This is a genomic window from Acinetobacter sp. NyZ410 (genome assembly GCF_022828975.1).
In the GTDB taxonomy this organism is placed as follows: Bacteria; Pseudomonadota; Gammaproteobacteria; order Pseudomonadales; family Moraxellaceae; genus Acinetobacter; species Acinetobacter guillouiae.
Genome location: NZ_CP094620.1, coordinates 112,391 through 139,002, shown reverse-complemented (window position 1 = coordinate 139,002; position 26,612 = coordinate 112,391). Strand labels below are relative to the sequence as shown.

Genomic DNA, 26,612 nt, shown 5'->3' with positions numbered 1-26,612 from the left:
GAAAAGAAAAAAATTAGCATTTCGCATAAACGGTATTATGTTATTTTTAGGAAAACTTAAAAATCCTATATCTTTATTAGTGAGTATTATTTCATTAAATTCAGTTCTTTAACCATAGATATTAAATCTTCCTCTAAATTATCATTTCTCCATCTCCACTCACATTCTTTTAAATGTAAATCAAAATATTTGGAAACCCCATTAAATTTAGACAAGCGGCATTCACAAAAAATCCAAAATAATTTAAGTTCCCTTGTATCAGATGAAAATGAAATAAATTTTGAATATTCCAAAGAAATTAAAAAAATGTAATTAATATTTTTATTAATAATTTTATTAGTGTTTTTTCTAAAAAAAAAATTAACATATGATATTCATCAACAGGAGTGAAATCTATAAAAATATTATTTTCTTTTTTATGAATTGATAATACCAATTTATGAAAATTTAAATTTGAATTGTCTTTGTATTCAAAACTAGATCTCTCTTTTTTTCTTTTTAAGTAAATTAAGTTTCTAAATTTATTATACCAATAATTTACAGTATTTCTATTTATTCTCGTTAGCTCTGCTGTTTTAGATGCAGTGTTATCTAGACAGAACATATTTATCAGCATTGTTATTTTTTGCGGACTTAGTCTCATTTTTAAAAACTCTTTATATAAAAGTAAGTCCTAATTTAATAACCTATTTTTCAACTAGATACATGCTTATATTGAAGCCAACTAGTCTAGGTCTGTTTTTTTTAAATTCTATTTCTTAGAAAATTGTTATAAGTTTTTACTTCCAGAAAAATATATTTAAGGGCTAAAAATATTATTTATATAGTGTGTGAAAATTATTATTATGAGTTGCTGATTTTATATTTATAATGGCGAAAACCAATCATTATTTACAATGATAAGACACCATTATCTTATGAAAAAGTTACTTATGAAAAAGTCTAAAAACACTAAAAAATAAATATTGGATAGGCTTAAATATAATAATTTTTAAAAAAAGATCGATTAGGATCTTCATATGAGGTAATACCATGAATTCTGATACTAAAACAAATGTACAAAAACTTAATGCTGCCTGGAAAGAGGTAGTAACTAAAGCCCTCGGCCTAGATAGTTCGTTTAAACTAGCTCAGGGCAGTTTGGGTCTTCAAACCACCGACAGCAGCGGCCTATTCAGTATGGCTGATGCTATTCCACCCAACACAGATCTCTACGATGCAGGTAGCGTGGTAACGTTTTCTGGTAGTTACAAGATGCTCTTGCAAGCGCTCCTTGCTGAGCACGGCACAGATCTCGCTGCCTATCTCGGTGATAATTATATTAATTGGATCAATTACAGGAATGCTTACTTTACAGCAAATCCACTTAGCGAAGAGGCGCAAGAGGTGGTCTTCAAGAAGTTCGCTAACCAACGCCTGGATCCTCAGAGTATCCCTGGAGCCCTTTCTGCATTCCAGAAACAGGCTCAGGCACCACTGAATTTAGCCTTAGATGCGGTCCGTAAAACATCAAATTACCAGCAATTCACCAGTACATCAGGCCAAATTACGACTTTGCCAATCTATGCCCCAACCCTTGACAATGCTAAGATTCAGCTCAATGAAGGGGCTGGCCCGTTCACAATCGACTTCAACTCGACTGAAACAGAGAAAACACTAACTCAAACCCAAATTGACGGCGCCGCAAGTGGATTCTGGAATATATTTGATGGTGGTGTGAAAGGAGACTTTGAGAAGCTAAATGCAAAAGCTGCTACTTCAGGTTTTACCATCCAAGGTCAAATTAACAAGATGGCAACACTTAGCGTTACTCGCGGTAATTGGTACTCAGATAATGAATACAAACGTGCCATCAATGCCAAAAATGATATGAGCATCTGGGATCCGCAAAGCAACGCAGGGAATTGGGATTCATTTTTCCAGCAGCCTGACGGTAGTCTTGCCCGTCGGGTAAGTCAGATAGTCCTAGTCAGCGATTACGAATTCACTGTTACGAGCAATGCAACATATAGTGATCAGGAATATCAACAGATTAAGACCTCAGCGACATTCGGTATTTGGCCATTTTTCTCTGCGAGTGCTTCAGCAACTCATACCACTGACGTTCAACATTCCAGCTCTGGCAATTTAGTGACCACGTTCAAACTAAATAAAGGACTATTCCAAATTTGGGGAGTAACAGTCCAGGATGCTTCCTAAACGCTTCTGCTTTGTACGTTAGTTAGTCATACTATTGTCGTTGTAGGGACTATTAAGCAACCAAGATTGAGCCCAGTTATCCATGATAAGGTAACTCTTATTAACCCAAACAATCCAAATGGTTAAAATTTCTAGGTTGGAAGGCTGTAAAAAGTAAAGTTTATGAAAAAGACAGCAGTGTTAGGCTTCCATCCAACAAGCTAGTCTATGCCATTCACGGCACTAGACTAGCAGAATAGATATATCGGTCTAGAGGCACGGACATTCATGTCTGTTGCGCTTCGTCTTAGGACCTATGTTTTAAAGGCTGCCGATTTATCTGCATTAATTTTATAAGGAATTAATTATGAAAATGAATATAAGATGTTATCCCATATTAATCATTTCAGTATTTTTTACATCATCTGTTTTTGCTGCAATTCCAGATTGTAGCAAACTACCAAGCTATATTAGAGAGTTTGATCGTAGTATGAGAGTCTGTGTAAAAGATACAAGTATGTGTGGTACAGGTAAGGAAAAAATCGTAACACAGATATTCTCAAATAATGAAGGTAAACTTCCAAAATTAAAAAGTCCTTTTAGTTACATAGAAGGAAAATATTTTGAACAAGGTGAATATGATAAATATAATAAATTTAGGGTGGTTGCTAAGGTAGATGGAAAAAATAATTTTTCAGAAAGATACTATACTTCTGATCATTATATAAATTTCTGTAAGCTTTAAACCTTATACCAACTATAGCAATAGGATAATTCTAATCTCAACTTTTTAAGCCATTGAAATAAAAGGACATAACCCAATTTAATTTTCGACCAAGAAAAGCAAAGTAAGTTATGTCCGTCTCTGAATTTAAGCTCTGTCACATTAAAAGTTTAAAGATAACAAGAGTGCGAGATAGTGCAGAAAAACTTCTAAATATTCATTAATTTTGCAATCTAAAAAAACTCTTATTCAAAATCCCAAACAATGGAATCCCCCCACTAATTTAAAATCCATTTAACATAAAGCCTCTTATACGAAGTCTATATCTATCTTTAACTTATAGGCTTCACAGCATTCATACATCTTAACTCCCCCTAATATATTATGTAATAAAACATTACTCCCTATATTAAGTACAACTTCATCTATCTCCCATTTCCATCGCCCCTAACCAATAGATTACTTAATCCTATTCAGCTCCTTAAAACGACCTGCTAAACTGCCACTCACACATTTATAAAATCAGTCTGGTCATGATCGAAATCCACTCCAAACTCCCTGCTCAAGGCGTCACCATTTTTAGCATCATGACCGCTATGGCACATCGTCTTAACGCCCTTAACTTGTCACAAGGTTTTCCAGACTTTGATGCACCACCAGCTTTGCTACAAGCACTCAGCCAAGCCACATTAGACGGTTTTAACCAATACGCTGCTGGCGATGGTTTATTAGCGTTAAGAGAACAACTGGCGCAACTGTTTTTAAACCGTGATCAATTACAACTTGATCCAGTCACCGAAATCACCATCACCCCGGGGGCAACGATCGGGATTTTTAGTGCAATACAAGCCATCATTCATCAAGACGATGAAGTGATTATTTTTGATCCAAGCTATGATAGTTATGCACCAAGCGTGCAATTGGTCGGTGGTAAAGCTATTCATATCCCGCTCAATGCACCTGAGTTTTCTGTGGATTGGAATCAAGTCAAATCTGCGATTACCGATAAAACCCGTATGGTGATTGTAAATACCCCACACAATCCAACTGGGGCGATTTGGTCTAAACAAGATTGGCTAAATTTAATTGAACTGATTCAAGATAAAAATATTATTGTGCTTTCAGACGAAGTCTATGAGCATCTGATTTATGACGGCAAAAAACATTATTCAGCATTATCATTTCCAGAACTTAGAGAGCGTAGTTTTGTAGTCGGTTCTTTTGGTAAAACCTTTCATGTAACAGGTTGGAAAACAGGTTATTGCATTGCAACACCAGAGCTCATGAAAGTATTTCGTCAAATTTATCAATTTGCCAACTTCTGTGGGGTAACCCCCGTGCAAATGGCGCTTGCCAATTTTATGCAACAGCATCCTGAACATATTGACGGGCTATCAAGCTTTTATCAGCAAAAGCGTGACCTATTTATTTCAGGTATTGCAAATTCAAAATTCAGTTTAATTCCCTCTCAAGGCACATTCTTTCAAAATGTTGACTACAGCCAAATTCGCCCAGATTTAAATGATGTAGAGATGTGTAAATTCTTAGCGGAAGAACATAAAATTGTGGCGATTCCAGTTTCTGTTTTTTATAAGCAAGCCCCTAAAAACTTACGTTTAGTGCGTTTTTGTTTTGCTAAAAAGGAGCAAACTTTGGTTCAGGCCTGTGAAATTTTAAATCAAATTTAATTCCGATCCATACAGATCATCTCTGTAAAATTAAAGCCTGAGTTACTCAAATACTCAGGCTTTTTACTCAGCGTTTGTTATATTATCAATAAGATAAAGACACTCGAAATAGACAGTAGAATAAAAGATGCCAGCTCGTCCCGATATGCTTCACCAACCCAAATTCTGGAAGGTTTTTTTAATCTTCCTTGGCCCACTGATTCTAACCAATATTCTGCAAAATCTGTCTGGAACAATTAATACCATTTTTGTTGGGCAAATGCTGGGGGTAGAAGCGATTGCCGCAATTTCGGTATTTTTTCCGATTCTATTTTTATTGCTGGCTTTTGTGATTGGTCTATCTACAGGTGCAACTGTTTTGGTTGGACAAGCGTGGGGCGCCAAAGATATCGAAAAAGTGCGTACCATTGTTGGCGCACTGTTATTTATGACCCTGATTGGTGGATCAATCATTGCCTTTTTAGGGGTATTTTTTGCCAAAGAAATTCTATTGCTTTTGGGTATAGATCCCAAAATCATGCATCTTGCACTGCCCTATGTTCAATGGATGTTAATGAGTAGCCCTTTTCTATTCATCTATATCACCTACACCTCTATTTTACGTGGTGTGGGTGACAGCACTACACCATTGATGGCCTCAAGTCTGACGATCATTGTGGGCGTCATTGTAACCCCAGCCTTGATTGGCGGTTACTTTGGTCTACCTAAGCTCGGCATTATTGCTCCAGCAATTGCCAGTGGCTTAGGCTTTATTTCGACCTTAGCTTTTCTCTATATCTATTTGAATAAAAAAGATCATGCTTTAAGACCAGATTCAGCGTTAATCCAGCATATCCGCTATCACCCACAATTTAGTCGCAGTATTTTGCGCTTGGGTGTGCCGACAGGTATTCAAATGGTGACCAACTCGGTCGCAGGGCTGGTGGTGATTGGACTGGTTAACCAACATGGTGCACATGCAACAGCGGCATATGGTGCAGTCAACCAAGTGCTCAACTATATCCAATTCCCTGCATTGTCGATTGCCATTGCGGGTTCCATCTTTGCCGCTCAAGCGATTGGTGCTGGAAAATCTGAGCTGTTGGCAAAAGTGACGCGAACGGCGCTGCTGAGTAATATTGTGATTACAGGTTCATTGGTACTCTTGGCCTATATTTGTTCAAAATATTTGATGGCGCTGTTTATTACAGACCCATCTGTGATTGAATTGGGTCAACAATTATTATTTATTGTGTTGTGGTCGATTATATTTTTTGGTGCAAGTGCAATTTTTGCCTCAATCATGCGGGCCAGCGGAACCGTGACTGTTCCTATGATTTTTAATATTTTATCCATCCTGCTCATTGAAGTTCCATGTGCTTATTTGTTTAGTCAGTGGTTTGGTTTACAAGGCATTTGGTATGCGCTTGCACTGACCTTTTTTAGTCTATGTCTCATGCAAGGTTTGTATTATCAATTTGTTTGGAAAAAGAAAACAATTGAGATCTTAATTTAAATGCATCGGCACTTTGCCCATACATTTAAATCAATAATGTTGAGCTTTATCGAGATGATTTTAATCCTTTCGATAAAGCTCAATTACTTTGAGCTCCGACTGCCCTAATAACTTGCTTTTATTACGCTCAAACACTTGTTGAATTGCTGGATCATTCAGATCAAAGACTAAGGCTTGCGGTAAAATTTGCTGCTCATTGAGATAGCTTTCAGCAAACAAGATTAAAATTTTTCCATTTTCCAGCAGTTCAATTTTCTGATGTTTGGCAGGTAGTTTAAATGCAACCTTTTGGCTATTTTCTTGCGTTTGGTCAACAAGATTCAGTAGATAAATATCTAAATCTTGTTGATCTAGGGCACTATTTAACTGATTGAATCGATTAAAATTGGCTTTCTCAGCATAATACAAATATTGATCACCTAAATAACCCATTAAAATAGGTATGCTTCTGGTGTAGATCTCTCGATAAGTATAGCGATTGTCTTCTTGCTCATCTTGATTTGTAGATGGTTCATCTTGGACGTTAATTACACTTACAATATCTGCAACACGTCGATCATAAATCCCAATTTGGTTTTCTGAATCTTGATAAAACTCAACCACTGAACGATACGCATCAACGGAATAGAGAACTTTTTCAGGTACATCAAAATTGAGTTCAAAAAAACTCAGATCCGCAGTATTCATATAAATATAAGGATGATTTGCCCAATCACCTAAAATACGAATGCTTTTTTGGTCTGGTTCAAAGACCATATCGATTTCACGACAAAAGTGTTCCTGATAATTTGCTGGCAATGCGGCTGTGATGATTTTGCCTGATTTCAACTGGATGCGTGAAATACTATTCCCTACACCATTGTAAACATATAGATTTTCACCCTGTTTATCCAATAATAGTTTGCGTGGATAACGTTCAACTTTAAATTTTTGCAATACCTGTTTGGTCTTTAAATCGATTGCAAAAACTTGGTCATAATCCAAAGATGCCACATACATGATTTGGCCATCACGGCTTAACACCACATCGGTTGCACCGACACCTCGGCACATGTTGTGCATACAACCAGTTTCATCATCAGCTAAAGCATATTGGTAAAGCAGTTCCTCTTTGAATGAAACAAGATTAAATCGATAGACTGCATTTTTCTCTGTTTCTGTATAGTAAAGATTGTCCCCATATCGACGATAATCTCCCATTGCATTCATATTGGATAAAATAACGGTTTGCTGTGGGACAGCTTCCAAAAAGACCTGACTCTCATAGAATTTTTGAATCTTGATCTTTTGTTCATGACAATCATGGATGTACTGTTGCTTAGTTTTCCCCAAGTAGCTTCCAATATCAAGCTGCTCTTCACCATTCCACAGATAGTTACAATATTGACTGGCCTGTTGTAAATCACTGATCTGATTTTGCTGTGGCGAGGGTGCTGAACTTTGACCCTGTCCTGAAGGGATGGCAGCCATGATCGCTTTCACTCTTTTTATATTCTGTTCTGACTGTGCAGCTTGTTGGAATTTTTTGGCATAGGTTGTATGGGCTTCAAGATCATAGCTATCTAATACACTATAGGTCGCTTTAAATGCATCATAGCCTTGCAGTTGGGCTGATAAATAGTGCCCAATCAACGCCACTTTTCGATTCAATACGTCGATATTTTTTTCATGCTGCTTTTTTACCCGTTTAGACACAATTGTTGCAAACTTATCGACCTGATCTTGGTACTTGTCAATCATTTGGGTTAATAGAAAGAGCTGTTTCTTCTGCGCTTCTTGAATGTTATTCATATCATGTAATGCAGATCGATAAGTACTCGCCTGATCTTCATCCAATAAAGGATAAGGTTGATCAAATCGAATGTTATCAACAATGCTACGATTAAAACGCACAACTGGTTTTAATTCTTCTTGGATTTGATCAAGCGATTGATAAATAATGGTTAAATCTGAATATAACATCGCATCCAATTTAGAAAGATCAGGATCTATTTTGCGCAAGTGTTCTTGGTGAATAGCTGTTTGATATAAGTCTAGATATTGCACAGAACGATCAAAATATTGTGACCAAAATTTTCTATATTTATAATCTGCTAAGAAACCTGAATATAACCGATCATCCTCATCCTCTTTGATATATTGTGGGTAGAGTCGTTCTATTTCTGCTCTATAAAGCTCTGTATTTTCTGCCGTATCATGACTTGAATGGTCTTGCACGCCAGCGACACTGTCTAAAATACTGGCATTCTCTTGATCAGTAGAAGCATAGGTAAATGTGAGGCGAATAAAATAATACCTATACTTAGGCTTAAAATGGCTTTCTTCATAAAATGCTCAATTCAAATTATCTTTATAATAAAAATAAAAAATTTAATATTTTCCGATCTATTCTAACAAATTATTGTATCAATCCCAATCCGCAGAATATTAATGAATTTAAAGCATGCTGATTTTTATTTTCAATTGATTCGATTATTTCACAATATCTAAAATGAAAAAACCGTCAGTTTGACGGTTTTTTCATTTTACAAATCAATTATTTTGGTTCTAATTTCTTACTAAACTTGGTCGCAAAACCTGTAATTTTTTGATATCCAGTCGGTAAAATACGCTGAATTAAATCCAAAGTTTTTGCATCATTTCCAATAAGTAAACGACGTTTGTCTTTCAGTACAGCATCCAACATCTGTTGAGCAGCATCTTCTGGTGGCATACGTAATAGTTTATTAAATGCTTTTGCTGATTTGTCAGGATTCATTCCTAAAGAACGTAAACTGTCATTCATACGCGCATCATTTGCAATATTGGTACGAATACCGCCTGGATGGACACATAGTGCCGATACACCACACTTTTCGATATCTAATTCTTGACGTAATGATTCAGTAAAACCACGTACCGCAAATTTAGATGCATTATATGCAGATTGAGTCGGTTGTGCGGTTAAACCAAACAAGCTCGAAATGTTGATGATATGCCCATCACCTGTTTTCTTGATATAAGGTAAAAATTCTTTTGTTCCGTATACAACGCCCCAGAAATTGATATCCATAATCCATTCTAGTTCGTCATAAGATGCACCTTCCACGGTAGAACCTAAAGCCACACCAGCATTGTTAAAAATCATGTTTACAGAACCATGATTTTGCACTGTATCCGCAGCCCAAGCTCGCATTTCTTCAACTTTGGCAACGTTCACTTTCTTTGAGGTCACACGAACATTATATGGTTTGACCAGTTCAACGGTTTCAGCTAAACCTTTTTCATTCACATCACTAATAGATAAATGACAACCTGCTTTTGCCAATAAAATAGCAAGTTGTTGTCCCATACCAGAGCCAGCACCAGTAATTGCAGCGACTTTGTTTTTAAAATTTTTCATTGTCTATCCTTTTTTAAACCCGCACAAAGCATTCAGAGTGATGTGCAGCTCACTTGCTCAATATAATTTTGACAATCATTATTGTCAATATTATATTATGATTTAGCCGATGTTTTTTTATACAAAAATTCTAGAATAGGTTTCAATGGCTTTTATTGCTAAAATAAGCGCTTCTTTGTGACAATCAAATATGACACGAGTAATTTTTTACAATGAATGAACCACTTTCCACTGAAAAGAAAACTATAAATAAAGCTGCCAAAGAGCGTCAATTTAAAGGCATGTCCTTATCTGAGCGGAAACTTGCACGTCGAGAAAAGCTGATCGAAGCAGGGATTGAAGCTTATGGTACGCATGGCTTTTTTTCTGTCACCGTCAAAGATATTTGTAATGAAGCCAAGCTAACTGAACGTTATTTTTATGAGTCCTTTAAAAAAAGTGAAGAACTGTTCCAAGTCATCTTTCTACAACTGATTGAACAATTACAACAAACCGTGATGCAAGGCGTCATGCAAGCAGCACCTGATCCTAAAAATATGATCCGTGGTGGCTTAACTGCAATCTTTACCATGTTAAAAAATGATCCACGTGTGGCGCGTATTATTTATATCGATGCCATGCTGGTTCAAGAGCTGCATAATCATGCCACGATCCATGAAACGATGGGCCGTTTTGACCGATTAATTCACTCCTTTGTCACCCTGATGATGCCGCATATTGAACGTAGTGAACAAGAAATTTCCTTGGTAGCCACAGGTTTAAATGGCTATGTGACTCAAATTGCGGTTCGCTGGGTCATGGGCGGATTTAAACAATCGCTTGAAGAAATTGTCTCAGCATGTGAAATTGTATTTATATCGCTGATTGATTCATTTTCATCTAAATAAGCTTTTTAGCCTGCACAAAACTGTCATAAAATCGTCACAAAACTGTCAAATAGCGCATTTTTATGTTCCGTTTAAATAAATTTTTTTTCTCAAAATGGAACATTTATTTAAAAATGTCATGGATTATTCATCATATCAACGATTATTTGTCACATTTTTTTGCAAAAATTCGTCAACATCTTCTTTTTGCAATGATACTGTCATAATTAATCTTTGTAATAAGCCTGTCATAAATAAAAGACGGTACACCGTTCATACATAGGATATTGCGTTGTGAAAGATGACTATATATTAATCGTCGATGACGAACTTCCGATTCGAGAAATGATTCATACCTCATTGGATATGGCAGGTTTTCAATGCCTGCAAGCTGAAGATGCAAAACAAGCCCATCAAATGATTGTTGACCAACGACCATCTTTGATTTTACTCGATTGGATGATGCCTGGCGGTGTGAGCGGTGTAGACTTATGTCGTCGCTTAAAACGTGATGAAAACTTGGCAGAAATTCCAGTCATCATGTTGACAGCGCGTGGTGAAGAAGACCATAAAGTTCAAGGTCTTGATGCTGGTGCAGACGACTATATGACCAAACCATTCTCTACCCGTGAATTGGTTTCGCGTATCAAAGCTGTCCTTCGTCGTGCCAATGCACTCAGTGGCGAAAAAACCATTGATGCCAATGGATTAATACTTGATCCAGTGAGCCAACGTGTTAGTTTTAGTGATAATATTTTAGAAATGGGTCCAACAGAATACCGCCTATTGGCATTCTTTATGACACATCCTGAACGTGCTTATACACGTGCCCAGTTACTTGATCAGGTATGGGGTGGTAACGTGTATATTGAAGACCGTACCATAGACGTACACATCCGTCGCTTACGTAAAGTGCTTGAACCTTATGGTGCTGATCGCTACGTACAAACTGTACGTGGAACGGGTTATCGCTTCTCTACCCGTGCAGATGTTGCTTTAGGTTAAGCATTCTCAAGGTAAATAAATTTCTATGTATGAACCCTACCCCGTCCCAGATCTTGCACGAGAACATAAAAAATTCCGTTACAGTAGCTTGTGGGAATTTGCAAAACAAGATCTACGCCTACTTGGTTTTTTACTCATCATTGGCGGATTTATTGGTTTAGGGATAGGGTATTTTTGGATTTGTATTTCCATCGGTTTTGCTGTTTTTTTTCTGTTTCAATTACGCTCTTTATACTTGGTCAATGAATGGATTTCGAATCGTCCTTACGATTCTCCGCCCAATCTAGAAGGTATCTGGGGTGCACTACTTTTTAATGTTTATCGTGCTCAACGCCAAGAACGGGTTGTTCAAGCTGAAATGGTCGGATTGATTGATCGTGCGCAATCCTCACTGATAGCTTTAGCAGAAGCTGTGGTTTTAACGGATGAATTACATCAAATTGAATGGTGGAATCCTGCTGCGGAAAGACTGTTGGGCATTCAACCGCTAGATCGTGGCCGTAATATCTTGACCATTATCCGTCAGCCGAGCTTTATTGAATATTTTAATAATATCGACCAATCTCCAGATGGCATTAAAATAAAATCTTCGGTTTATGAAGAGCATTATGTACAGATTAAACTGACACGCTTCGGCAGTGAAAGTCGTTTGCTCGTTGCTTACGATGTCACACGTGTACATAATCTGGAACAGATGCGCAAAGACTTTGTCGACAATATTTCACATGAACTTCGTACCCCGTTGACTGTACTCAGTGGTTATATCGAAACTTTTACCGACCAAGAAGATTTAAATCCGCGCTGGAAACGTGCCTTTGAACAGATGCAATCGCAAACACGTCGAATGAATGCGTTGGTCAATGACTTACTCTTGCTTTCACGTTTGGAAGGCAATAAACAAGTCGCAAAAAATCAAATCATCGATATGCCGAATTTGATGAATCAGCTTTTTGATGATGCACAAGCCTACAATGTCGATTATGGCCATACTTTAAATTTAGATATCGACAGTCATTGTGACTTAATTGGTTCTGATGCAGAGCTTGCCAGTGCGTTTAGTAATTTAATCACCAATGCGATTAAATACACCCCTAAAGGTGGCACAGTTACAATCGGCTGGCATGATGACAGTGAACATGGTTATTTCACTGTTGAAGATACCGGGATCGGGATTGATCCAAAACATATTCCACGTTTAACCGAACGCTTTTATCGCGTAGACAGCGCACGAAGCCGCCAAACGGGTGGAACAGGTTTAGGGCTTGCCATTGTGAAGCATGTTTTAATGCAACATAATGCGTATTTAGAAATTGATTCTAAAGAAAATCGGGGTTCTATTTTTAGAGTGGTTTTCCCCAAAGAGCGCCTTGATTTTGCAGGTTAATATTTGATTTTTTGATTAATTCGAATGAAACTATTTCTAGATTGTGAATTTAATGGCTTTGGTGGTGAATTAATTTCGCTGGCATTGGTTGATGAGAATAATCAACATTTTTATGAAGTTTTAGAATGCGCTGACCCAATTACTTGGGTTAAAGACCATGTCATGCCTCGTTTAAATCAAAAACCGATTTCATTAGCGCAATTTCAAAGTCGCTTACAGCTTTATTTATCTCAATATACAAGTCTTGAAATTGTGGCAGATTGGCCAGAAGACTTTGCCTTGTTTACCCGTAGTCTGGTACTTTCTGCAGGAAAATGTATCCGAACCCCTCCGCTGACCATGCAGTTATGGATGCAGGACCCAATCGAAACCCATGTTGCCTCTGAAAACCCACACAATGCCTTAGCAGATGCACAGGCTTTAAAGCTGTCTTATTTCAATGCCATAAGGCTTTAGACTCGGTGACTTTCTACAACAGAAAGTGCACCTCATCATAGAACAAGCAAATTAAACGGTGTGCCCTAAAGCTTCACCCATCACCACAATAGAATTGGCCTTAAACTGTTCATCCCAAGTGATTTTATTCTGTTCAAACAATACAACTGCGGTTGAACCTAAATAAAAACGACCAAGTTCAGCACCCTTTTCTAAGGCTAAATCATGCTGGTTTAACTCTAAACGCCCTGTTGGTTTTACTTTACCAGTCGCCACAGTTTCAATTCCTGCCACGATCATTGCACCCACCAGAACAACCGCCATACGTCCTAATTCGGTATCAAACAAACATATCATACGCTCATTACGCGCAAATAAACCTGGAATATTCTCTGCTGTCGTTTGGTTTACAGAAAATAACTCACCTGGGATATACAAGGTTTCGGTCAATGTTCCTGCAAATGGCATATGAACACGGTGATAATCACGTGGTGACAAATAAACCGTGGCAAATTCACCATTGATAAATGGTGCAGCCAATTGCGGATCGCCAATCAATTTGTCTACAGAAAAACTTTGGCCTTTGGCTTGAAATACATCACCATCTTTAATTTTACCCAACTGAGAAATTGCACCATCTGCTGGAGAGACAATACTGGTCTGATCTGTGTCAATTTCTCGGACACCGTCTTTTAAAGCACGGGTAAAAAATTCATTGAATGATTTATATTTTAAAGCATCACTTTGCTCAGCAATAGAAAGGTCTATTCCGTACTGTGCTTTAAATGCTTGAATCGCTAAATTTTTAACAATTGGATTTTCACTGGCTGCAACTTTACCAACAACACGGCTGAGTTGCTGTTGCGGAATGACTTTTTGTGCTTGGATAAAAATTTGTTTTTTTAACGCTGATGTAAGACTCACGCAGGTGATTCTCCAGTAATAATTGGACTATCGAGGCGGTTGCCCCACTCGCTCCACGCACCATCATAGGCTTGAATATTCCAATCCAATAACCGACCCAAGATATAAGCCAGACCAGAACGATGATGTGACTGACAGTACACCACCACAGGCTGGTCAAATTGAAAGCCTAATTGTTCTAGACGTTGTTGCGTGCGTTCTAGAGGATGCAATTTTAAATGATTTTGACGATTAATTGCAGTACTCCATTCAAAATGTTGTGCACTTGGAATGTGACCGCCGCGTCGCGCTGCCAAACGCTGTCCCGTATATTCTTCTGAAGTTCGACAATCCCAAACTTGAATCGCTTGCTGTTCAACCTTTTGCAACAGTTTGGCATATTCAATTCGGTGTTGATCAAGATGTTGTAAATTGACAGTAACTAAGGGTTCAACTTTGCTAAAGCTTTCCGCTTCAGCCGAAGTCGGGTAGCCTGCTGCCAACCATGCATGAATTCCGCCATTGAGGAGGCTAGTATTATAAAAACCAAGGCAATGTAAATTCCAAATCAAACGCCCAGCCCAAGCACCACCTTCATCATCGTAGACCACAACATGATGTTCGGGAGAGATGTTTAAATACTCAATCAGCGCTTTTAAACCGTCCTCATCGGGCAATAACCCTGAAGCTTGTTCTTCCTGTCGAACCAACAGTTGTGGTTTAACATGTAAGGCATGTGGAATATGTAATTGATCATACACAGAGCTACGACTTAGATCGACAATACGAATTTTGTCATGCCCTAAAAATGGCACAAGTTGTTCTGCTTCTATGAGTAATTCGAAGTTAAAGGCTGATGTAGTCATACGTTTTTCTATTTTAAGACCTTGAGCACAAATGATCTTAGCACAGTGTTTTTTACCAATATGCTGATTTTTCACATTCTTTTAGCAAAAATTCAGATATCAATTTTCACTGCTTCGACAACTTCAGGTATTTCAAAGACCTGTCGTAAGTAAGCCAAGAAAGTATCGTTATCCGTCATGGTTTTTCCGGGACTATCTGAAATTTTCGCCACCGATTGACCATTACACTCCACCAGTTTTAACACAATATTGAGTGGCGTTTGTCCCATATCATTGGTCAAATTGGTACCAATACCAAAACTGACTTGAAAACGATCTTTAAAGTATTGATACAACGCCCATGCACGTTCAATATCTAATCCATCACTAAAGGTTAGCATCTTGGTTTTAGTATCAATTTTTAGTTTTCGGTAGTGCTGATAAGCTTTATCGCCCCATTCAAATGGGTCACCACTGTCATGACGTAAGCCATCGAATAACTTGGCAAAATACAAATCAAAATCTTGTAAGAATGCATCCATACCGACCACATCGGTCAAGGCAATGCCCAAATCACCACGATATTCTTGTACCCAGGTTTCTAAAGCCGCTTTTTGAAAATCTCTTAAGCGGACATCTAGCGCTTGGAATGCTTGTAGAAACTCATGCGCCATGGTTCCAATTGGATGAATATTTAATTCCTTTGCCAAAAGGACATTACTGGTACCTCTAAACACATTGGGTACAGCTGCATGGAAGGTCTGGATCACATGTCTTTGCCAATCTAGACTATAACGACGACGAGTACCAAAATCTGAGACTAAAAATGGAGGAGATTGAGTGCCTTGTTGCTGCTCAAATTTCTTTAATAATTCAACTTTGGCTTGTAAACGACGTTCACCTTCAACATAAATGTCATCATTACGAATCCGGCTAAAATAGAGTTCATTGACAATCGCCAGAACAAAAATTTCAAACATCATCGCTTGAACCATTGGGCCTTCAACCCAAATGTCTAAACGGCCTTGTTCATCAATACCCGCTTTAATAAAACGGCGTTTGAGTTGGAATAATTCTAAATAGTCGACAAAATCACTTTTGATAAAACGCATACTGCGTAAATATTGCAATTCATCTTCTTGGAATTTGAGTAAGCAGAGATGATCGAGCTGCTCGTTCAAATCATCCAGAATATCCGTCAGGGGATAAACCGTAGCATCTAGATTACGACAGCGAAAGTGATACACACTGTGCGTTTGAGGAAATTTATGTAGCACCACTTGTAACATGGTAAATTTATATAAATCTGTATCGAGCAAGGATTGGATGATTGGCGCCATATCTATTTTAATTTCGCTATGCTGTTTTTATTAAAGCATATTTTTCGCTGAGATAACGTAATCATTTATAAGTGATGAACTATATTTTCAGTTAAGCTCAACATAAATCTCAGCAGAATTATTTTTTCAATTTATCTACTCATATGATAATTTAATAAATTCTATTTTTATTCAAAAGCTTATCAATAGCTTCAACTTTTCACCAATAGCGTACTCGCATCATCTTGCTGGGTTTTCCCTGTTAGAATAGCGCTATCGTATTTTAGTCTTATTGTTTATATGCGCGCATTATTACAAAGAGTGTTAGAAGCCAAAGTCGTTGTTGATGGTGAAACCACTGGCGAAATTCAAAAAGGAATTTTGGTTTTTCTAGGCTTAGCGAAGGAAGATAATTTTGAAAAAGGTCAAAAATTAATTGATAAAATTTTGAAGTATCGTTTCTTTGATGACGAACAAGGCAAAATGGGCTGGAACATCAGCCAAGCCAATGGTGGGATTTTATTGGTCTCTCAATTCACCTTAATGGCACAAACGCAAAAAGGCTTGCGTCCAGACTTTGGGCCGGCCATGCCGCCCGCTGAAGCTCAGGCACTGTATCAACAACTGGTTGATTATGCTCGATCACAATTTAAAAATGTTGAGACGGGTATTTTCGCAGCGGATATGAAAGTGCATTTGGTCAATGATGGGCCTGTGACCTTTAACTTAGAAGTTGAATAATTAAAAGCTGAATAATCAAAATTTTGAGCTTAATGCCAATGTTTAAATCTTAAAAAGCCCGATCTGATCGGGCTTTTTAAGATTTTCGATTCGCTTAGCGTCCAATCTTCTCTTTTAAAAATTGGCGTGCCAATTTAATTTTGTCTTTTACTGGTTTTGGAACTTTTGGTGGAATCAGTTTAGCCACTTGGTTAAACCAGACCAACAAACTGAAATCGCCTTCCATTTTGATGCTGCCGTTTTGCATACCCGTCATAAAAGCTGTTGGATCGCCTTTTACCAAAGTTTTTACACCTTGCTCACTGTCAGCAAACTGTAAAACAAAATCAGCTTTTTGTTCAGCACCTGAAACTGTATCAATTTGACCATTGTTCACAATAATTTGGCGTGCCACGCCCAAGTCAGTACCAATCTGAATACGGAACTGACGGTCATGAGTCAATTCAATAAATTTTGGACTAGTACGAGCCAATTGTTTCATACGAAGTGCTAAACCCAATACAAGCAAATCCAGTGGATCTGTACTTGCATCAACGATTGGTAACTTCACAACTGGAATTGCAGAAAGTTTCATGACATTTAAGCCTGTTGTTTTTTAAATTAGATTCGAATTTGCTCATCCTAGCATAACTTGTCATTGCGTAGACATGGCTTTCAGAGCAAAGTATAAACTGAAAAAAAGGTATACCATTATGATATACCTTGGAATGTCTAAATTGATTTTTTTCGTGTAATTAAAGTCACTATTGTTATCTTAGCGTTCATATTGACTGAAGTTTTCACTCAAAACTTATTCATCTTCATAGACTGGGGTATGTTCAATATATTGGCGATTTGCCAATGCTTTTTGTGCACGACTGTCTTCACGCAATAAGAGTGCAATCAATGCTGACATCGCCAACATAATCGCGGTTAAATAGCTATATGCGACCGAAATATCAAAGATGTTCTGTACACTATAACGCATTGCTTCCAAGGTGCCCCAGAAGATCATGCCTGCAAACATAAACCCTAACCAATGACGATAAGGGGAAAAGAAAACGGTAGCCAACGCTGCAGCAATTAGACCGAATCCAATCAATGTTGCAAATGTTGTTGATACCATAACAACCTCCGTCAAAATGATGCCTTATAAAAAAACCGTTTAAATAGGTGTTTCACAACAATTTCAAGCTTTATAATTTTTCTTAAATCACCTTATAGAAGCTTATGCTTTGCATTATGTATAGTTTTTAAGAGAAGGAAAGCGCTGTTTTCTGGTTAAACGACACACTTTGTCGCAACATTCATTTGTCATTACATTTTTTAAGAATCCTGTTTTTCTCACAATCTAATTACCATCAATCATGCAGTGTCATTACAAAAAAATACACACAGCTTTTAATCCCTGAAAAACTTTTTTTAAGTTCTAAAACGAATATTTTTATCAAGCTGTTTTATTGAGCGCGAATGGCAGCAAAGTGATTCATTTTCAAATAAAAAATAGCGACTTAAAGTCGCTATTTGTCATGATTCTGCAATATAACCCATGTCATTTAAGCACGGGACAAATCTTTATCATGCACGCCTAAAAGATAAAGCACACCATCTAGACCTACACTTGAAATGGCCTGATTGGCATTTTGACGAACCACAGGTTTCGCACGGAATGCGACTCCGAGCCCTGCAATTGAAAGCATCGGTAAATCGTTTGCACCATCTCCAACCGCAATCGCTTGCTCAGGTGAAATCCCCATTTTCCCAGCCAACTCAGTCAATAGATACGCCTTGCGCGCGCCATCAACGATATGGCCTTTAACCTCACCTGTCACGACACCATTTTCAACATCGAGGATATTGGCATGCACTTCATCAATGCCCAATTTTTCTTGTAGATATTCAGCAAAGTACTGAAAACCACCAGATAAAATCGCAGTTTTATAACCCAATGATTTCAGTGTCGAGATTAACCGCTCGGCACCTTCTGTCACGGTTAGTCGTTCAGCAATTTGAGGCAATACTGTGGCATCAAGGCCTTTAAGTAACGCAACGCGTGCACGGAAACTTTGTTGAAAATCCAACTCCCCTTGCATTGCACGTTCAGTGATTTCAGCGACTTTATCGCCCACCCCTGCTTCTTTAGCAAGTTCGTCAATCACTTCTTGCTCAATCAAAGTTGAGTCCATGTCGAAGCAGACTAAGCGACGATTACGACGATAGGCATTGTCTTCCTGCACCGCGACATCAATATTTAATTCAGCAGAAAGCCGTAAACATGCGGCACGCATCGCCTGTGCATCCAGCATTTGCCCACTCAAACCGAATTGAACACATGAACGTTTCAGCCCATCTTGGTGTCCATTACGTTCGGGACGACCCGACAAGCGCGTCACTGTTTCAATGTTAAAACCTTGACTTGAAACAATATTGGTTACCGCTTGTAGATGTTCGGCTGTGAGCTCTGGTGCTAAAGCGGTCACGATATAACGTGTGCGCCCACCTTCACTCACCCATTGGTCATATTCTGCGCCTGAAATCGGCTTAAAACGAACAGTTAAACCAATATCATGTGCTAAAATAAGGATGTCTTTCATGGCTAAAGCTGTTGCAGTTTGATCGTTTGACGACACTACAATACCTAAAGTCAATTGATTATGGATGACCGCCTGTCCTACATCTAATATTTGCAAAGAATGTACGGACAACACTTGCATTAATCGAGTAAACTGATTGGGTTGGTCAGGTCCTAAAAATGAAATAAGAATGATTTCTCGCATGAATTGACTCGGGTCTGAGCTACAACAATTGGAAGAATCATAATCGAAATCGAAATTTTTTGCTTTGGAAGTTTACGTTGAATGCGCCAAGACAAGGGCTATTTGCTAGCCTACTTATTGTAAGTTTTGCATTTCATACCTTTTTATTGGTAGTTGCAACAACACATCAGTTGAATGAAAACCGTGCCAGCCAAGGCCAACTCATGACCAGCCAATTGGTCACGGACAGCCTATCTGAACTCGAACCCGCAAATACGGTGTCATTGGCGCTGTTGGCAAATCGCTATGCGACCAATCCAAGCGTGGCTTCGATTCGAATACTGGATGCTAAAAAACAAGTGCTGGCAACCAGTGGTATGGCAAAAACTCGTCAAGGTGAAGTTTTTGTTCGTGATGCATTACAGAACGAGAAAAAAGTCGGCACAATTGAAATTACCTTGATCAAGCCAAGTATTGGTGAAATTTTACGGACCCAATGGCTGGCTATTTTAGTGTCCTTATTAATTCATACCTTTTTATGGTTGGCCTACCGTGCCATCGCTCGCCCAACGCGCAGTGAATTTTTGGCTCGCATCAACAATGAAGCCCGCTTAAAACACGAAATTCAACAACTGACTGAAGCACTTGAAGCGGAGAAAGCCAACCGCACGATTGCGATTGCCCAAGCTCAACAACAAGCGCAAGCCAAAGCAAAACCTGAACCCAAAACGCCTGTAACCGCGACACTGGAAAATGACCAAGAGATTTTGGCACTGAATATTCAGTACTATGATCCAAAGCAACTGATGAATACGGTCAACCAGTCGGTTTCATTGCCTTATTTTAATTTATGTCAGATTTTTCTGAATAAAAGTATTGAACTTTGCGCACAGCATTTCAAATTGAATGCAAAAGATTTCACCATTCATCAAGAGTTTAATCAGAATGGCGCAATCCTGAGTATTGATGCTGAAACACCCAATGCAGCACAATCTATATTAATGGTTGGTTCGGTATTTCAATTATTGTCAGAAGTTCTGTATAAACGTTACCGTGAAGACAAGCGCTTTGTGTTACAGACACGTTGTGCGGTTACCACCTCAGTAGAAGCGATGCAACTTGATGCATCTCAAGCGGCTGAACGCTTGGTGAATCATTTAATTGCCAAAGAAATGGCATTGTATTTAAGCAATGATCAACTCAAGCATATTGGTGATTGTTATCAATTGGTTGCCTTACCAAATCCAACCAATGTGTTGACCCGTCACTCATTTATGATCAATGGTATGAATAATGACTGTGCTGAACTTGCACAAAATATTCGTACTGAGATTTTAAAAGGTAAGAAAAATACACCGAATTCTGAAGCAATCTCAGAGAATTAAGTATTTACCATCTATTAACCCTCCTCTTTTTTAAAGTGCGAGGGTTTTTCTTTTATTACGCTCAATTTCCGATAAGTTAATCTTATTTTTTTCGAAATGAGTTTCTGGGGTCTGCTGACATTTCATAAATGGTTTGCGTTGTAGGTTAAAATTGAACATGAGACGTATACGTCTAAAGCATGAATGAGAATAGCGAGGCTATTTTCGAGTTTCATAACGTAGGCTGAGATAATTTTAGCAACAACCCTTCGGGACTAGCGTGTTTTTTGCCGCTACGTCGTTACGAACTACTCATTTAGAATGACTAAATTTCACACTTCGCGCCTAGTATCGCCTAAAAAACACACGTAGTCGCAAACGTAGACGAATTATCAACAGACCCTGATCTTTATACTAAATCGCAATGTTTCAATTTTCTTCTCTTTTCATTGCCCTACAAGCTTGTGTATAACTATCTATCTCAAAGGAAGATGATAAGCATAGGCAAAATACGTAAAAACACGTTAGACTATGCTCCGAATGTACTCAATGAAAATGTCATACGACAGAACAAAAAGGTGAAGGTTGATGCCGCTCAATACTGTTGAAGAGCTTGTAGCAGATATCCGTGCAGGTAAAATGGTTATCCTCATGGATGACGAAGATCGTGAAAATGAAGGCGATTTAGTCATTGCTGCAACACACGTACGCCCTGAAGACATCAACTTTATGATCACCCATGCTCGTGGTCTTGTATGCCTAACACTGAGTCGTGACCGCTGTAAGCAACTCGATCTACCATTAATGGTCGACCATAATGGCGCACAACACAGTACAAACTTCACGCTTTCTATTGAAGCTGCAAATGGGATTACCACTGGTATTTCTGCCGCAGAACGTGCCCATACCATTCAAACTGCAGTTGCAGCACATGCCAAACCTGCTGATATTGTACAACCTGGGCATATCTTCCCATTGATGGCACAACCAGGTGGTGTATTACACCGTGCTGGACATACTGAAGCTGGCTGTGACTTATCTCGTTTAGCGGGTTTAGAGCCTGCGTCGGTGATTTGTGAAATTATCAATGAAGATGGCACGATGGCACGTCGTCCAGATCTTGAAGTATTTGCTGAGAAACATGGCTTAAAAATTGGTACAATTGCTGATCTGATTCATTATCGTATGACCAATGAACAAACCGTAGAACGTTTGGATCAACAAAGTATAGATACTGAATACGGTACCTTTGATTTATACCGTTACCGTGAAATTGGTAATCCAGACATTCATTTGGCTTTGGTTAAAGGTGAACCGAAACAAGGGGTGACAACTGTCCGTGTACATGGTTTCAACCCTGTACGTGATTTATTGAAACTCAATAAAAAAGATGGTGAGCCTGCTTGGAACCTAGATAAAGCACTCAAAACGATTGCCGAGAGTGATCGAGGGGTTTTGGTCTGGATTGGTCAACGTCATCTATCTGACTTAGGCCCTGCTTTGGCAGAACTTGGTAAGCCAAAACCAACAAAATCAAATGCTGCACTTTCACAGCAATACCAAACAATTGGTGTTGGTGCACAAATTTTACGTGATCTTGGTGTTGAAAAGATGAAACTTCTTAGCTCACCATTACGTTTCAATGCATTATCAGGCTTTAATTTAGAAGTGGTGGAATACATCACTGCTGAGCAAAAAACGGGTCAATAATTTTTAATCAGACTGCATTTATTGCTCAGTTAGGTTTTTAGTCGGGAAATAAAAGCAGTCTGTACAACCACTTATCTGTTAAATTATCGAGGTTGCCATGGCGATTCGCCGAATTGAAGGTTTATTACATCTCGCGAGCGAAGACCGTTACGCGATTTTAGTTGGTCGTTTTAACAGCTTTGTTGTTGAACATTTATTAGAAGGTGCAATTGATACATTGCATCGTCATGGTGTAAGCGATGATAATATCACTGTCGTTCATGCACCGGGCGCATGGGAACTTCCAGTTGTGGCTAAAAAACTAGCAGCTTCTGGTAAATTCGATGCAGTGATTGCACTTGGCGCAGTGATTCGTGGTAGTACGCCACATTTCGACTTCGTTGCAGGTGAATGTGCCAAAGGTTTAGGTGTAGTTGGTTTAGATACTGGCCTACCTGTAATCAATGGTGTATTGACTACGGATAGTATTGAACAGGCGATTGAACGCTCTGGTACAAAAGCAGGTAATAAAGGTGGTGAAGCTGCCCTTACTGCTATTGAAATGGTTAACCTGTTAAAGGCAATTTAAAGCATGTCGCAAACACTCCAAGCTACTTATGCAGCAAAACGTAAAGCACGTCGCTTTGCTGTACAAGGGATTTATGAATGGCAAATGAGCCACAACCCAGTGCATGAAATTGAAGCACGTACCCGTGTTGAAAACGCAATGCATAAAGTGGATCTCGGCTATTATCATGAGTTGCTCACAGCCGTGATCGCAAACCATGAAGCATTGGATGCTTTACTTGTTCCTGTTCTGGATCGTGAACTGAGTGCATTGGACGGTGTAGAACTTGCTACATTACGTTTAGGTGCATACGAACTCAAAGACCATCTTGAAGTCCCTTATCGAGTTGTACTCGATGAAGCCATTGAGCTGGCAAAACACTTTGGTGGTGCTGACAGTCATAAATACATCAATGGTGTATTAGATCGTTTAGCAACAAGCCTGCGTGAAGCAGAAAAGCAACAAAGCAAATAAGTTGTTTTTACATGGCTGAGTTTTCAATTATTGAGACCTATTTCAATCGTCAGCAGCAAACTGATGTTGATTTAGGCGTCGGTGACGACTCAGCTCTGCTCTCCCCGCCTTTGAATCATCAATTGGTGATTTGTACGGATACCCTTGTCGCTGGTCGACATTTTCCGCTAGAAACCTCTCCACATGCCATTGGCTGGAAATCTGTTGCTGTCAATCTTTCAGATATTGCCGCAATGGGTGCAAAACCCCACAGTATTTTACTTGCATTGAGCCTATCCCAAATTGATCATGACTGGCTAAAACAATTTAGTCAGGGTTTATATGATTGTTGCGATCAATTTGGCGTACGTTTAATTGGTGGTGATACCACGCAAAGTCCACATCTCACCATTACCGTCACTGCACTGGGCTGGATTGAAACAGGTAAAGCCATTACCCGTTCTGACGCACAAGTCGATGATTTAATTGTAGTCAGTGGCTCGATTGGTGATGCCGCTTTTGGATTAAAACATTTAGGACATCCCCTACAACAACGTCTAGATTACCCAACACCGCGCTGCGAATTAGGCGCTATGTTAAAAGACTTGGCATCCAGTATGATTGATGTTTCAGATGGGCTTGCTCAAGATCTCGGGCATATCTTAGATGCCTCGGGTGTCGGTGCAAAAATAGATTTAAATCAACTTCCGATTCAGCCAGCTTTAAGGCAACTCAGCGACAATGAGCAATGGAAATATGCTTTAGCGGGCGGAGATGATTATGAGTTATGCTTTACAATAACTATGCAAAATTATGCTAAACTTTTGCAATTAAAACCAAATGTAACCACTACAATCATCGGCCAAGTTACACAAAAATCTGGGATTGTATTTGAGAAAGATGGCTTAGACCATCCACTTCAACTTCAAGGGTACCAACACTTTGCATAAACCTCCGATTGTCTTTAAAAGTATGACATGGGCTGAACGCTTTATTGTGTTCTGCGGTGTGGGCTTTGGTTCAGGCCTAGCGCCTAAAGCACCAGGTACATTTGGCTCAGCGTTTGCGCTTTTGTTTATTCCGATTTGGCTTGCAATTGGTTTTTATGGCTCCATATTGGCCATCATAATCATGTCATTGGTCGGTATTTGGATTTGTGGGAAAACCGCAGAGATTATCCATGTACATGATGATGGGCGTATTGTTTGGGATGAATTTGCTGGGCAATCAATCACGTTCCTGCCTTTGATTTATTTAGGGCAAATGAATTGGATTTGGGCACTGGTTGGATTTGCACTGTTCCGTTTATTTGATGTCTGGAAACCATGGCCTATTCGTGTCATTGACCAAAAAGTTGATGGTGGCTTTGGGATCATGCTTGACGATATTATTGCAGGCCTCTGGGCAGCAATATGTATCGTGATTTATTTATATTTTAAAATGGCTTAAGCCAGATCTGTTAGGTGTGATATGTCTACAACTGTGATCATTCTTGCTGCAGGTAAAGGAACACGTATGCGTTCTAGTTTACCCAAGGTACTCCAACCGTTAGCAGGACGTCCACTACTCGGTCATGTGATTGAAACAGCAAAACAATTACAAGCAAAAAATATCATTACAATCTTTGGTCACGGTGGTGATCTGGTTCAAAATGCATTTGCACATGAAAATATTCAATGGGTAGAGCAAACAGAACAACTTGGTACGGGTCATGCCGTTAAAGTGACTTTACCTGTTTTACCCCAAGACGGCATTTCTTTGATCCTTTCTGGTGATGTGCCTTGTGTACAACAAAGTACCCTACAACGTTTGCTTGATGTATCCAGTCAAACAGGCATCGGTTTAGTCACATTAACGCTTGAAGATTCTACAGGCTACGGTCGTATCGTACGTAAGGATGGAAAAATCCAAGCGATTGTTGAACATAAAGATGCTTCTGATGAACAACGTCAAATTAAAGAAATCAACACAGGTATTTACTGTGTCAGCAATACCAAATTACATGAATGGTTACCGAAACTCAGCAATGACAATGCTCAAGGCGAGTACTACCTGACCGATATCGTGGCAATGGCTTTAGCGGATGGTATGGAAATCGCATCCATTCAACCAGAATTGGCTTTTGAGGTTGAAGGCGTAAATGATCGCATTCAACTTGCAGCATTAGAGCGTGAATTTCAAAATTATCAAGCCAAATCACTGATGCAACAAGGCGTGCATTTGATTGACCCTTCACGTTTTGATTTACGTGGTCAACTCACGGCGGGTACTGATGTTCGTATTGATATTAATGTGATTATTGAAGGTCAATGTACTTTCGGAAATGGCGTTGAAATTGGTGCGGGATGTATTATTAAAAATACCCAAATTGCGGCAGGAACCAAAGTTCAACCGTATAGTGTTTTTGAAGATGCGGTGATTGGTGCAGATGTACATATTGGTCCTTTTGCACGACTACGTCCAGGTGCAAAATTGGCAGATGAAGTTCATATCGGTAACTTTGTTGAAGTGAAAAACTCTTCTGTTGGTCTAGGTTCAAAAGCCAATCATTTCACCTATTTAGGCGATGCAGAAATTGGTGCGGGTTCAAATATCGGTGCAGGTACAATTACCTGTAATTATGATGGCGCCAATAAACACAAAACCATCATTGGTGATAATGCCTTTATTGGAACCAACAACTCACTGGTTGCACCGATTAAAATTGGTCATGGCGCAACCACAGGTGCGGGTTCAGTGATTACCCATGATGTAGCAGACAACAGTCTTGCATTTGAACGTGCAAAACAAATTTCGAAAGAAAATTATCAACGTCCCCAAAAGGTCAAGAAATAAGAG

At 38.9% G+C, this 26,612-nt stretch carries 24 protein-coding genes and 1 pseudogene; 16 read left to right on the top strand and 9 right to left on the bottom strand.

All coding sequences use genetic code 11. The features are described from left to right. Nucleotides 1–502 precede the first annotated feature (502 nt). Nucleotides 503–643 (bottom strand): annotated as a pseudogene (locus MTO68_RS00580) (helix-turn-helix domain-containing protein); the annotation flags it as partial. A gap of 389 nt (nt 644–1,032) precedes the next feature. Between MTO68_RS00580 and MTO68_RS00575 the strand changes: the two are divergent. From MTO68_RS00575 to MTO68_RS00560, 4 genes are all read left to right on the top strand, one after another. Further along, the gene (locus MTO68_RS00575; protein WP_244014621.1) at nt 1,033–2,199 is read left to right on the top strand and encodes a hypothetical protein; all 1,167 of its coding nucleotides are present in this window, start codon (nt 1,033–1,035) and stop codon (nt 2,197–2,199) included. Between the two features lie 346 nt (nt 2,200–2,545). Continuing rightward, nucleotides 2,546–2,923 (top strand): ribonuclease domain-containing protein, encoded by a 378-nt coding sequence (locus MTO68_RS00570; RefSeq protein WP_244014619.1) that lies wholly within the window; start codon nt 2,546–2,548, stop codon nt 2,921–2,923. A 512-nt stretch (nt 2,924–3,435) separates the two neighbouring features. Then, complete coding sequence (locus tag MTO68_RS00565; RefSeq protein WP_244014617.1) at nt 3,436–4,590, top strand: methionine aminotransferase; 1,155 nt, start codon at nt 3,436–3,438, stop codon at nt 4,588–4,590. Nucleotides 4,591–4,717: 127 nt separating this feature from the next. Beyond that, the gene (locus MTO68_RS00560) at nt 4,718–6,085 is read left to right on the top strand and encodes an MATE family efflux transporter (RefSeq protein WP_004718718.1); all 1,368 of its coding nucleotides are present in this window, start codon (nt 4,718–4,720) and stop codon (nt 6,083–6,085) included. A 60-nt stretch (nt 6,086–6,145) separates the two neighbouring features. Here the strand turns inward: MTO68_RS00560 and MTO68_RS00555 are convergent, their stop codons facing one another. Together MTO68_RS00555 and MTO68_RS00550 are read right to left on the bottom strand one after the other, a co-directional pair. Further along, nucleotides 6,146–8,302, bottom strand: coding sequence for a hypothetical protein (locus MTO68_RS00555; RefSeq protein WP_244014615.1), 2,157 nt, complete (start codon nt 8,300–8,302; stop codon nt 6,146–6,148). Nucleotides 8,303–8,621: 319 nt separating this feature from the next. Next, entirely contained in the window at nt 8,622–9,467 is an 846-nt protein-coding gene (locus MTO68_RS00550; RefSeq protein ID WP_004818325.1) for an SDR family NAD(P)-dependent oxidoreductase, read from the bottom strand. A 212-nt stretch (nt 9,468–9,679) separates the two neighbouring features. Here MTO68_RS00550 and MTO68_RS00545 point away from each other — a divergent pair, with 212 nt between their 5' ends. The 4 genes from MTO68_RS00545 to MTO68_RS00530 all read left to right on the top strand — a co-directional run bounded on the left by MTO68_RS00545 (nt 9,680) and on the right by MTO68_RS00530 (nt 13,178). Continuing rightward, nucleotides 9,680–10,354: a TetR/AcrR family transcriptional regulator gene (locus MTO68_RS00545; protein ID WP_004718721.1), complete on the top strand. Its 675-nt coding sequence runs from the start codon at nt 9,680–9,682 to the stop codon at nt 10,352–10,354. Nucleotides 10,355–10,627: 273 nt separating this feature from the next. After that, entirely contained in the window at nt 10,628–11,338 is a 711-nt protein-coding gene (gene phoB / locus MTO68_RS00540; protein WP_004718724.1) for a phosphate regulon transcriptional regulator PhoB, read from the top strand. A 25-nt stretch (nt 11,339–11,363) separates the two neighbouring features. Beyond that, nucleotides 11,364–12,722, top strand: coding sequence for a phosphate regulon sensor histidine kinase PhoR (gene phoR, locus MTO68_RS00535; RefSeq protein WP_004718725.1), 1,359 nt, complete (start codon nt 11,364–11,366; stop codon nt 12,720–12,722). A 24-nt stretch (nt 12,723–12,746) separates the two neighbouring features. Continuing rightward, nucleotides 12,747–13,178, top strand: coding sequence for a hypothetical protein (locus tag MTO68_RS00530; protein ID WP_244014613.1), 432 nt, complete (start codon nt 12,747–12,749; stop codon nt 13,176–13,178). A 51-nt stretch (nt 13,179–13,229) separates the two neighbouring features. Here MTO68_RS00530 and asd read toward each other — a convergent pair whose 3' ends face one another. The 3 genes from asd to pncB form a co-directional block, all read right to left on the bottom strand. Continuing rightward, complete coding sequence (asd, locus tag MTO68_RS00525) at nt 13,230–14,081, bottom strand: archaetidylserine decarboxylase (protein WP_244014611.1); 852 nt, start codon at nt 14,079–14,081, stop codon at nt 13,230–13,232. Next, nucleotides 14,078–14,926, bottom strand: coding sequence for a rhodanese-like domain-containing protein (locus MTO68_RS00520; protein WP_035371610.1), 849 nt, complete (start codon nt 14,924–14,926; stop codon nt 14,078–14,080). Before MTO68_RS00520 ends, asd begins: the two co-directional genes overlap by 4 nt. Before the next feature lie 92 nt (nt 14,927–15,018). Then, nucleotides 15,019–16,245 carry a nicotinate phosphoribosyltransferase gene (pncB, locus tag MTO68_RS00515; RefSeq protein ID WP_244014610.1) on the bottom strand — a complete coding sequence of 409 codons (1,227 nt, stop codon included), beginning with the start codon at nt 16,243–16,245 and terminating at the stop codon, nt 15,019–15,021. Between the two features lie 279 nt (nt 16,246–16,524). Here pncB and dtd point away from each other — a divergent pair, with 279 nt between their 5' ends. Beyond that, complete coding sequence (dtd, locus tag MTO68_RS00510) at nt 16,525–16,965, top strand: D-aminoacyl-tRNA deacylase (RefSeq protein WP_244014608.1); 441 nt, start codon at nt 16,525–16,527, stop codon at nt 16,963–16,965. Between the two features lie 94 nt (nt 16,966–17,059). Here dtd and MTO68_RS00505 read toward each other — a convergent pair whose 3' ends face one another. The 3 genes from MTO68_RS00505 to serB form a co-directional block, all read right to left on the bottom strand. Continuing rightward, nucleotides 17,060–17,539 carry an SCP2 sterol-binding domain-containing protein gene (locus MTO68_RS00505; protein ID WP_004718739.1) on the bottom strand — a complete coding sequence of 160 codons (480 nt, stop codon included), beginning with the start codon at nt 17,537–17,539 and terminating at the stop codon, nt 17,060–17,062. Between the two features lie 216 nt (nt 17,540–17,755). Next, a complete protein-coding gene (gene aciT / locus MTO68_RS00500; RefSeq protein WP_004818318.1) occupies nt 17,756–18,070 on the bottom strand; it encodes a ciprofloxacin tolerance protein AciT in 315 nt (104 codons plus the stop codon). 430 nt (nt 18,071–18,500) lie between these two features. Beyond that, complete coding sequence (gene serB, locus MTO68_RS00495; RefSeq protein WP_004718743.1) at nt 18,501–19,721, bottom strand: phosphoserine phosphatase SerB; 1,221 nt, start codon at nt 19,719–19,721, stop codon at nt 18,501–18,503. Between the two features lie 77 nt (nt 19,722–19,798). On the opposite strand from serB, the gene MTO68_RS00490 reads away from it, so the two are divergent. The 7 genes from MTO68_RS00490 (at nt 19,799) to glmU (ending at nt 26,609) form a co-directional block, all read left to right on the top strand. Further along, nucleotides 19,799–21,085 (top strand): hypothetical protein, encoded by a 1,287-nt coding sequence (locus MTO68_RS00490; protein WP_004818317.1) that lies wholly within the window; start codon nt 19,799–19,801, stop codon nt 21,083–21,085. Nucleotides 21,086–21,652: 567 nt separating this feature from the next. Further along, nucleotides 21,653–22,774, top strand: a complete 1,122-nt coding sequence (ribBA, locus tag MTO68_RS00485; protein ID WP_244014596.1) for a bifunctional 3,4-dihydroxy-2-butanone-4-phosphate synthase/GTP cyclohydrolase II — start codon at nt 21,653–21,655, stop codon at nt 22,772–22,774. 97 nt (nt 22,775–22,871) lie between these two features. Further along, nucleotides 22,872–23,342 carry a 6,7-dimethyl-8-ribityllumazine synthase gene (gene ribE / locus MTO68_RS00480; protein WP_004718750.1) on the top strand — a complete coding sequence of 157 codons (471 nt, stop codon included), beginning with the start codon at nt 22,872–22,874 and terminating at the stop codon, nt 23,340–23,342. 3 nt (nt 23,343–23,345) lie between these two features. Continuing rightward, nucleotides 23,346–23,795, top strand: coding sequence for a transcription antitermination factor NusB (nusB, locus tag MTO68_RS00475; protein ID WP_004718751.1), 450 nt, complete (start codon nt 23,346–23,348; stop codon nt 23,793–23,795). Nucleotides 23,796–23,806: 11 nt separating this feature from the next. Then, a complete protein-coding gene (gene thiL, locus MTO68_RS00470) occupies nt 23,807–24,724 on the top strand; it encodes a thiamine-phosphate kinase (RefSeq protein ID WP_244014595.1) in 918 nt (305 codons plus the stop codon). A 22-nt stretch (nt 24,725–24,746) separates the two neighbouring features. Then, complete coding sequence (locus MTO68_RS00465; protein WP_016539097.1) at nt 24,747–25,223, top strand: phosphatidylglycerophosphatase A; 477 nt, start codon at nt 24,747–24,749, stop codon at nt 25,221–25,223. 21 nt (nt 25,224–25,244) lie between these two features. Then, entirely contained in the window at nt 25,245–26,609 is a 1,365-nt protein-coding gene (glmU, locus tag MTO68_RS00460; RefSeq protein ID WP_244014593.1) for a bifunctional UDP-N-acetylglucosamine diphosphorylase/glucosamine-1-phosphate N-acetyltransferase GlmU, read from the top strand. The last annotated feature ends 3 nt before the right edge of the window (nt 26,610–26,612 follow it).

Excerpts from the sequence above, each read along its gene's own strand:
- MTO68_RS00575 (WP_244014621.1), top strand. The coding sequence starts at position 1,033 with ATGAATTCTGATACTAAAACAAATGTACAAAAACTTAATGCTGCCTGG.
- MTO68_RS00570 (WP_244014619.1), top strand. The coding sequence starts at position 2,546 with ATGAAAATGAATATAAGATGTTATCCCATATTAATCATTTCAGTATTT.
- MTO68_RS00565 (WP_244014617.1), top strand. The coding sequence starts at position 3,436 with ATGATCGAAATCCACTCCAAACTCCCTGCTCAAGGCGTCACCATTTTT.
- MTO68_RS00560 (WP_004718718.1), top strand. The coding sequence starts at position 4,718 with ATGCCAGCTCGTCCCGATATGCTTCACCAACCCAAATTCTGGAAGGTT.
- MTO68_RS00550 (WP_004818325.1), bottom strand. The coding sequence starts at position 9,467 with ATGAAAAATTTTAAAAACAAAGTCGCTGCAATTACTGGTGCTGGCTCT.
- MTO68_RS00545 (WP_004718721.1), top strand. The coding sequence starts at position 9,680 with ATGAATGAACCACTTTCCACTGAAAAGAAAACTATAAATAAAGCTGCC.
- phoR (WP_004718725.1), top strand. The coding sequence starts at position 11,364 with ATGTATGAACCCTACCCCGTCCCAGATCTTGCACGAGAACATAAAAAA.
- MTO68_RS00530 (WP_244014613.1), top strand. The coding sequence starts at position 12,747 with ATGAAACTATTTCTAGATTGTGAATTTAATGGCTTTGGTGGTGAATTA.
- MTO68_RS00520 (WP_035371610.1), bottom strand. The coding sequence starts at position 14,926 with ATGACTACATCAGCCTTTAACTTCGAATTACTCATAGAAGCAGAACAA.
- pncB (WP_244014610.1), bottom strand. The coding sequence starts at position 16,245 with ATGGCGCCAATCATCCAATCCTTGCTCGATACAGATTTATATAAATTT.
- dtd (WP_244014608.1), top strand. The coding sequence starts at position 16,525 with ATGCGCGCATTATTACAAAGAGTGTTAGAAGCCAAAGTCGTTGTTGAT.
- MTO68_RS00505 (WP_004718739.1), bottom strand. The coding sequence starts at position 17,539 with ATGAAACTTTCTGCAATTCCAGTTGTGAAGTTACCAATCGTTGATGCA.
- aciT (WP_004818318.1), bottom strand. The coding sequence starts at position 18,070 with ATGGTATCAACAACATTTGCAACATTGATTGGATTCGGTCTAATTGCT.
- serB (WP_004718743.1), bottom strand. The coding sequence starts at position 19,721 with ATGCGAGAAATCATTCTTATTTCATTTTTAGGACCTGACCAACCCAAT.
- ribBA (WP_244014596.1), top strand. The coding sequence starts at position 21,653 with ATGCCGCTCAATACTGTTGAAGAGCTTGTAGCAGATATCCGTGCAGGT.
- ribE (WP_004718750.1), top strand. The coding sequence starts at position 22,872 with ATGGCGATTCGCCGAATTGAAGGTTTATTACATCTCGCGAGCGAAGAC.
- nusB (WP_004718751.1), top strand. The coding sequence starts at position 23,346 with ATGTCGCAAACACTCCAAGCTACTTATGCAGCAAAACGTAAAGCACGT.
- thiL (WP_244014595.1), top strand. The coding sequence starts at position 23,807 with ATGGCTGAGTTTTCAATTATTGAGACCTATTTCAATCGTCAGCAGCAA.
- MTO68_RS00465 (WP_016539097.1), top strand. The coding sequence starts at position 24,747 with ATGACATGGGCTGAACGCTTTATTGTGTTCTGCGGTGTGGGCTTTGGT.
- glmU (WP_244014593.1), top strand. The coding sequence starts at position 25,245 with ATGTCTACAACTGTGATCATTCTTGCTGCAGGTAAAGGAACACGTATG.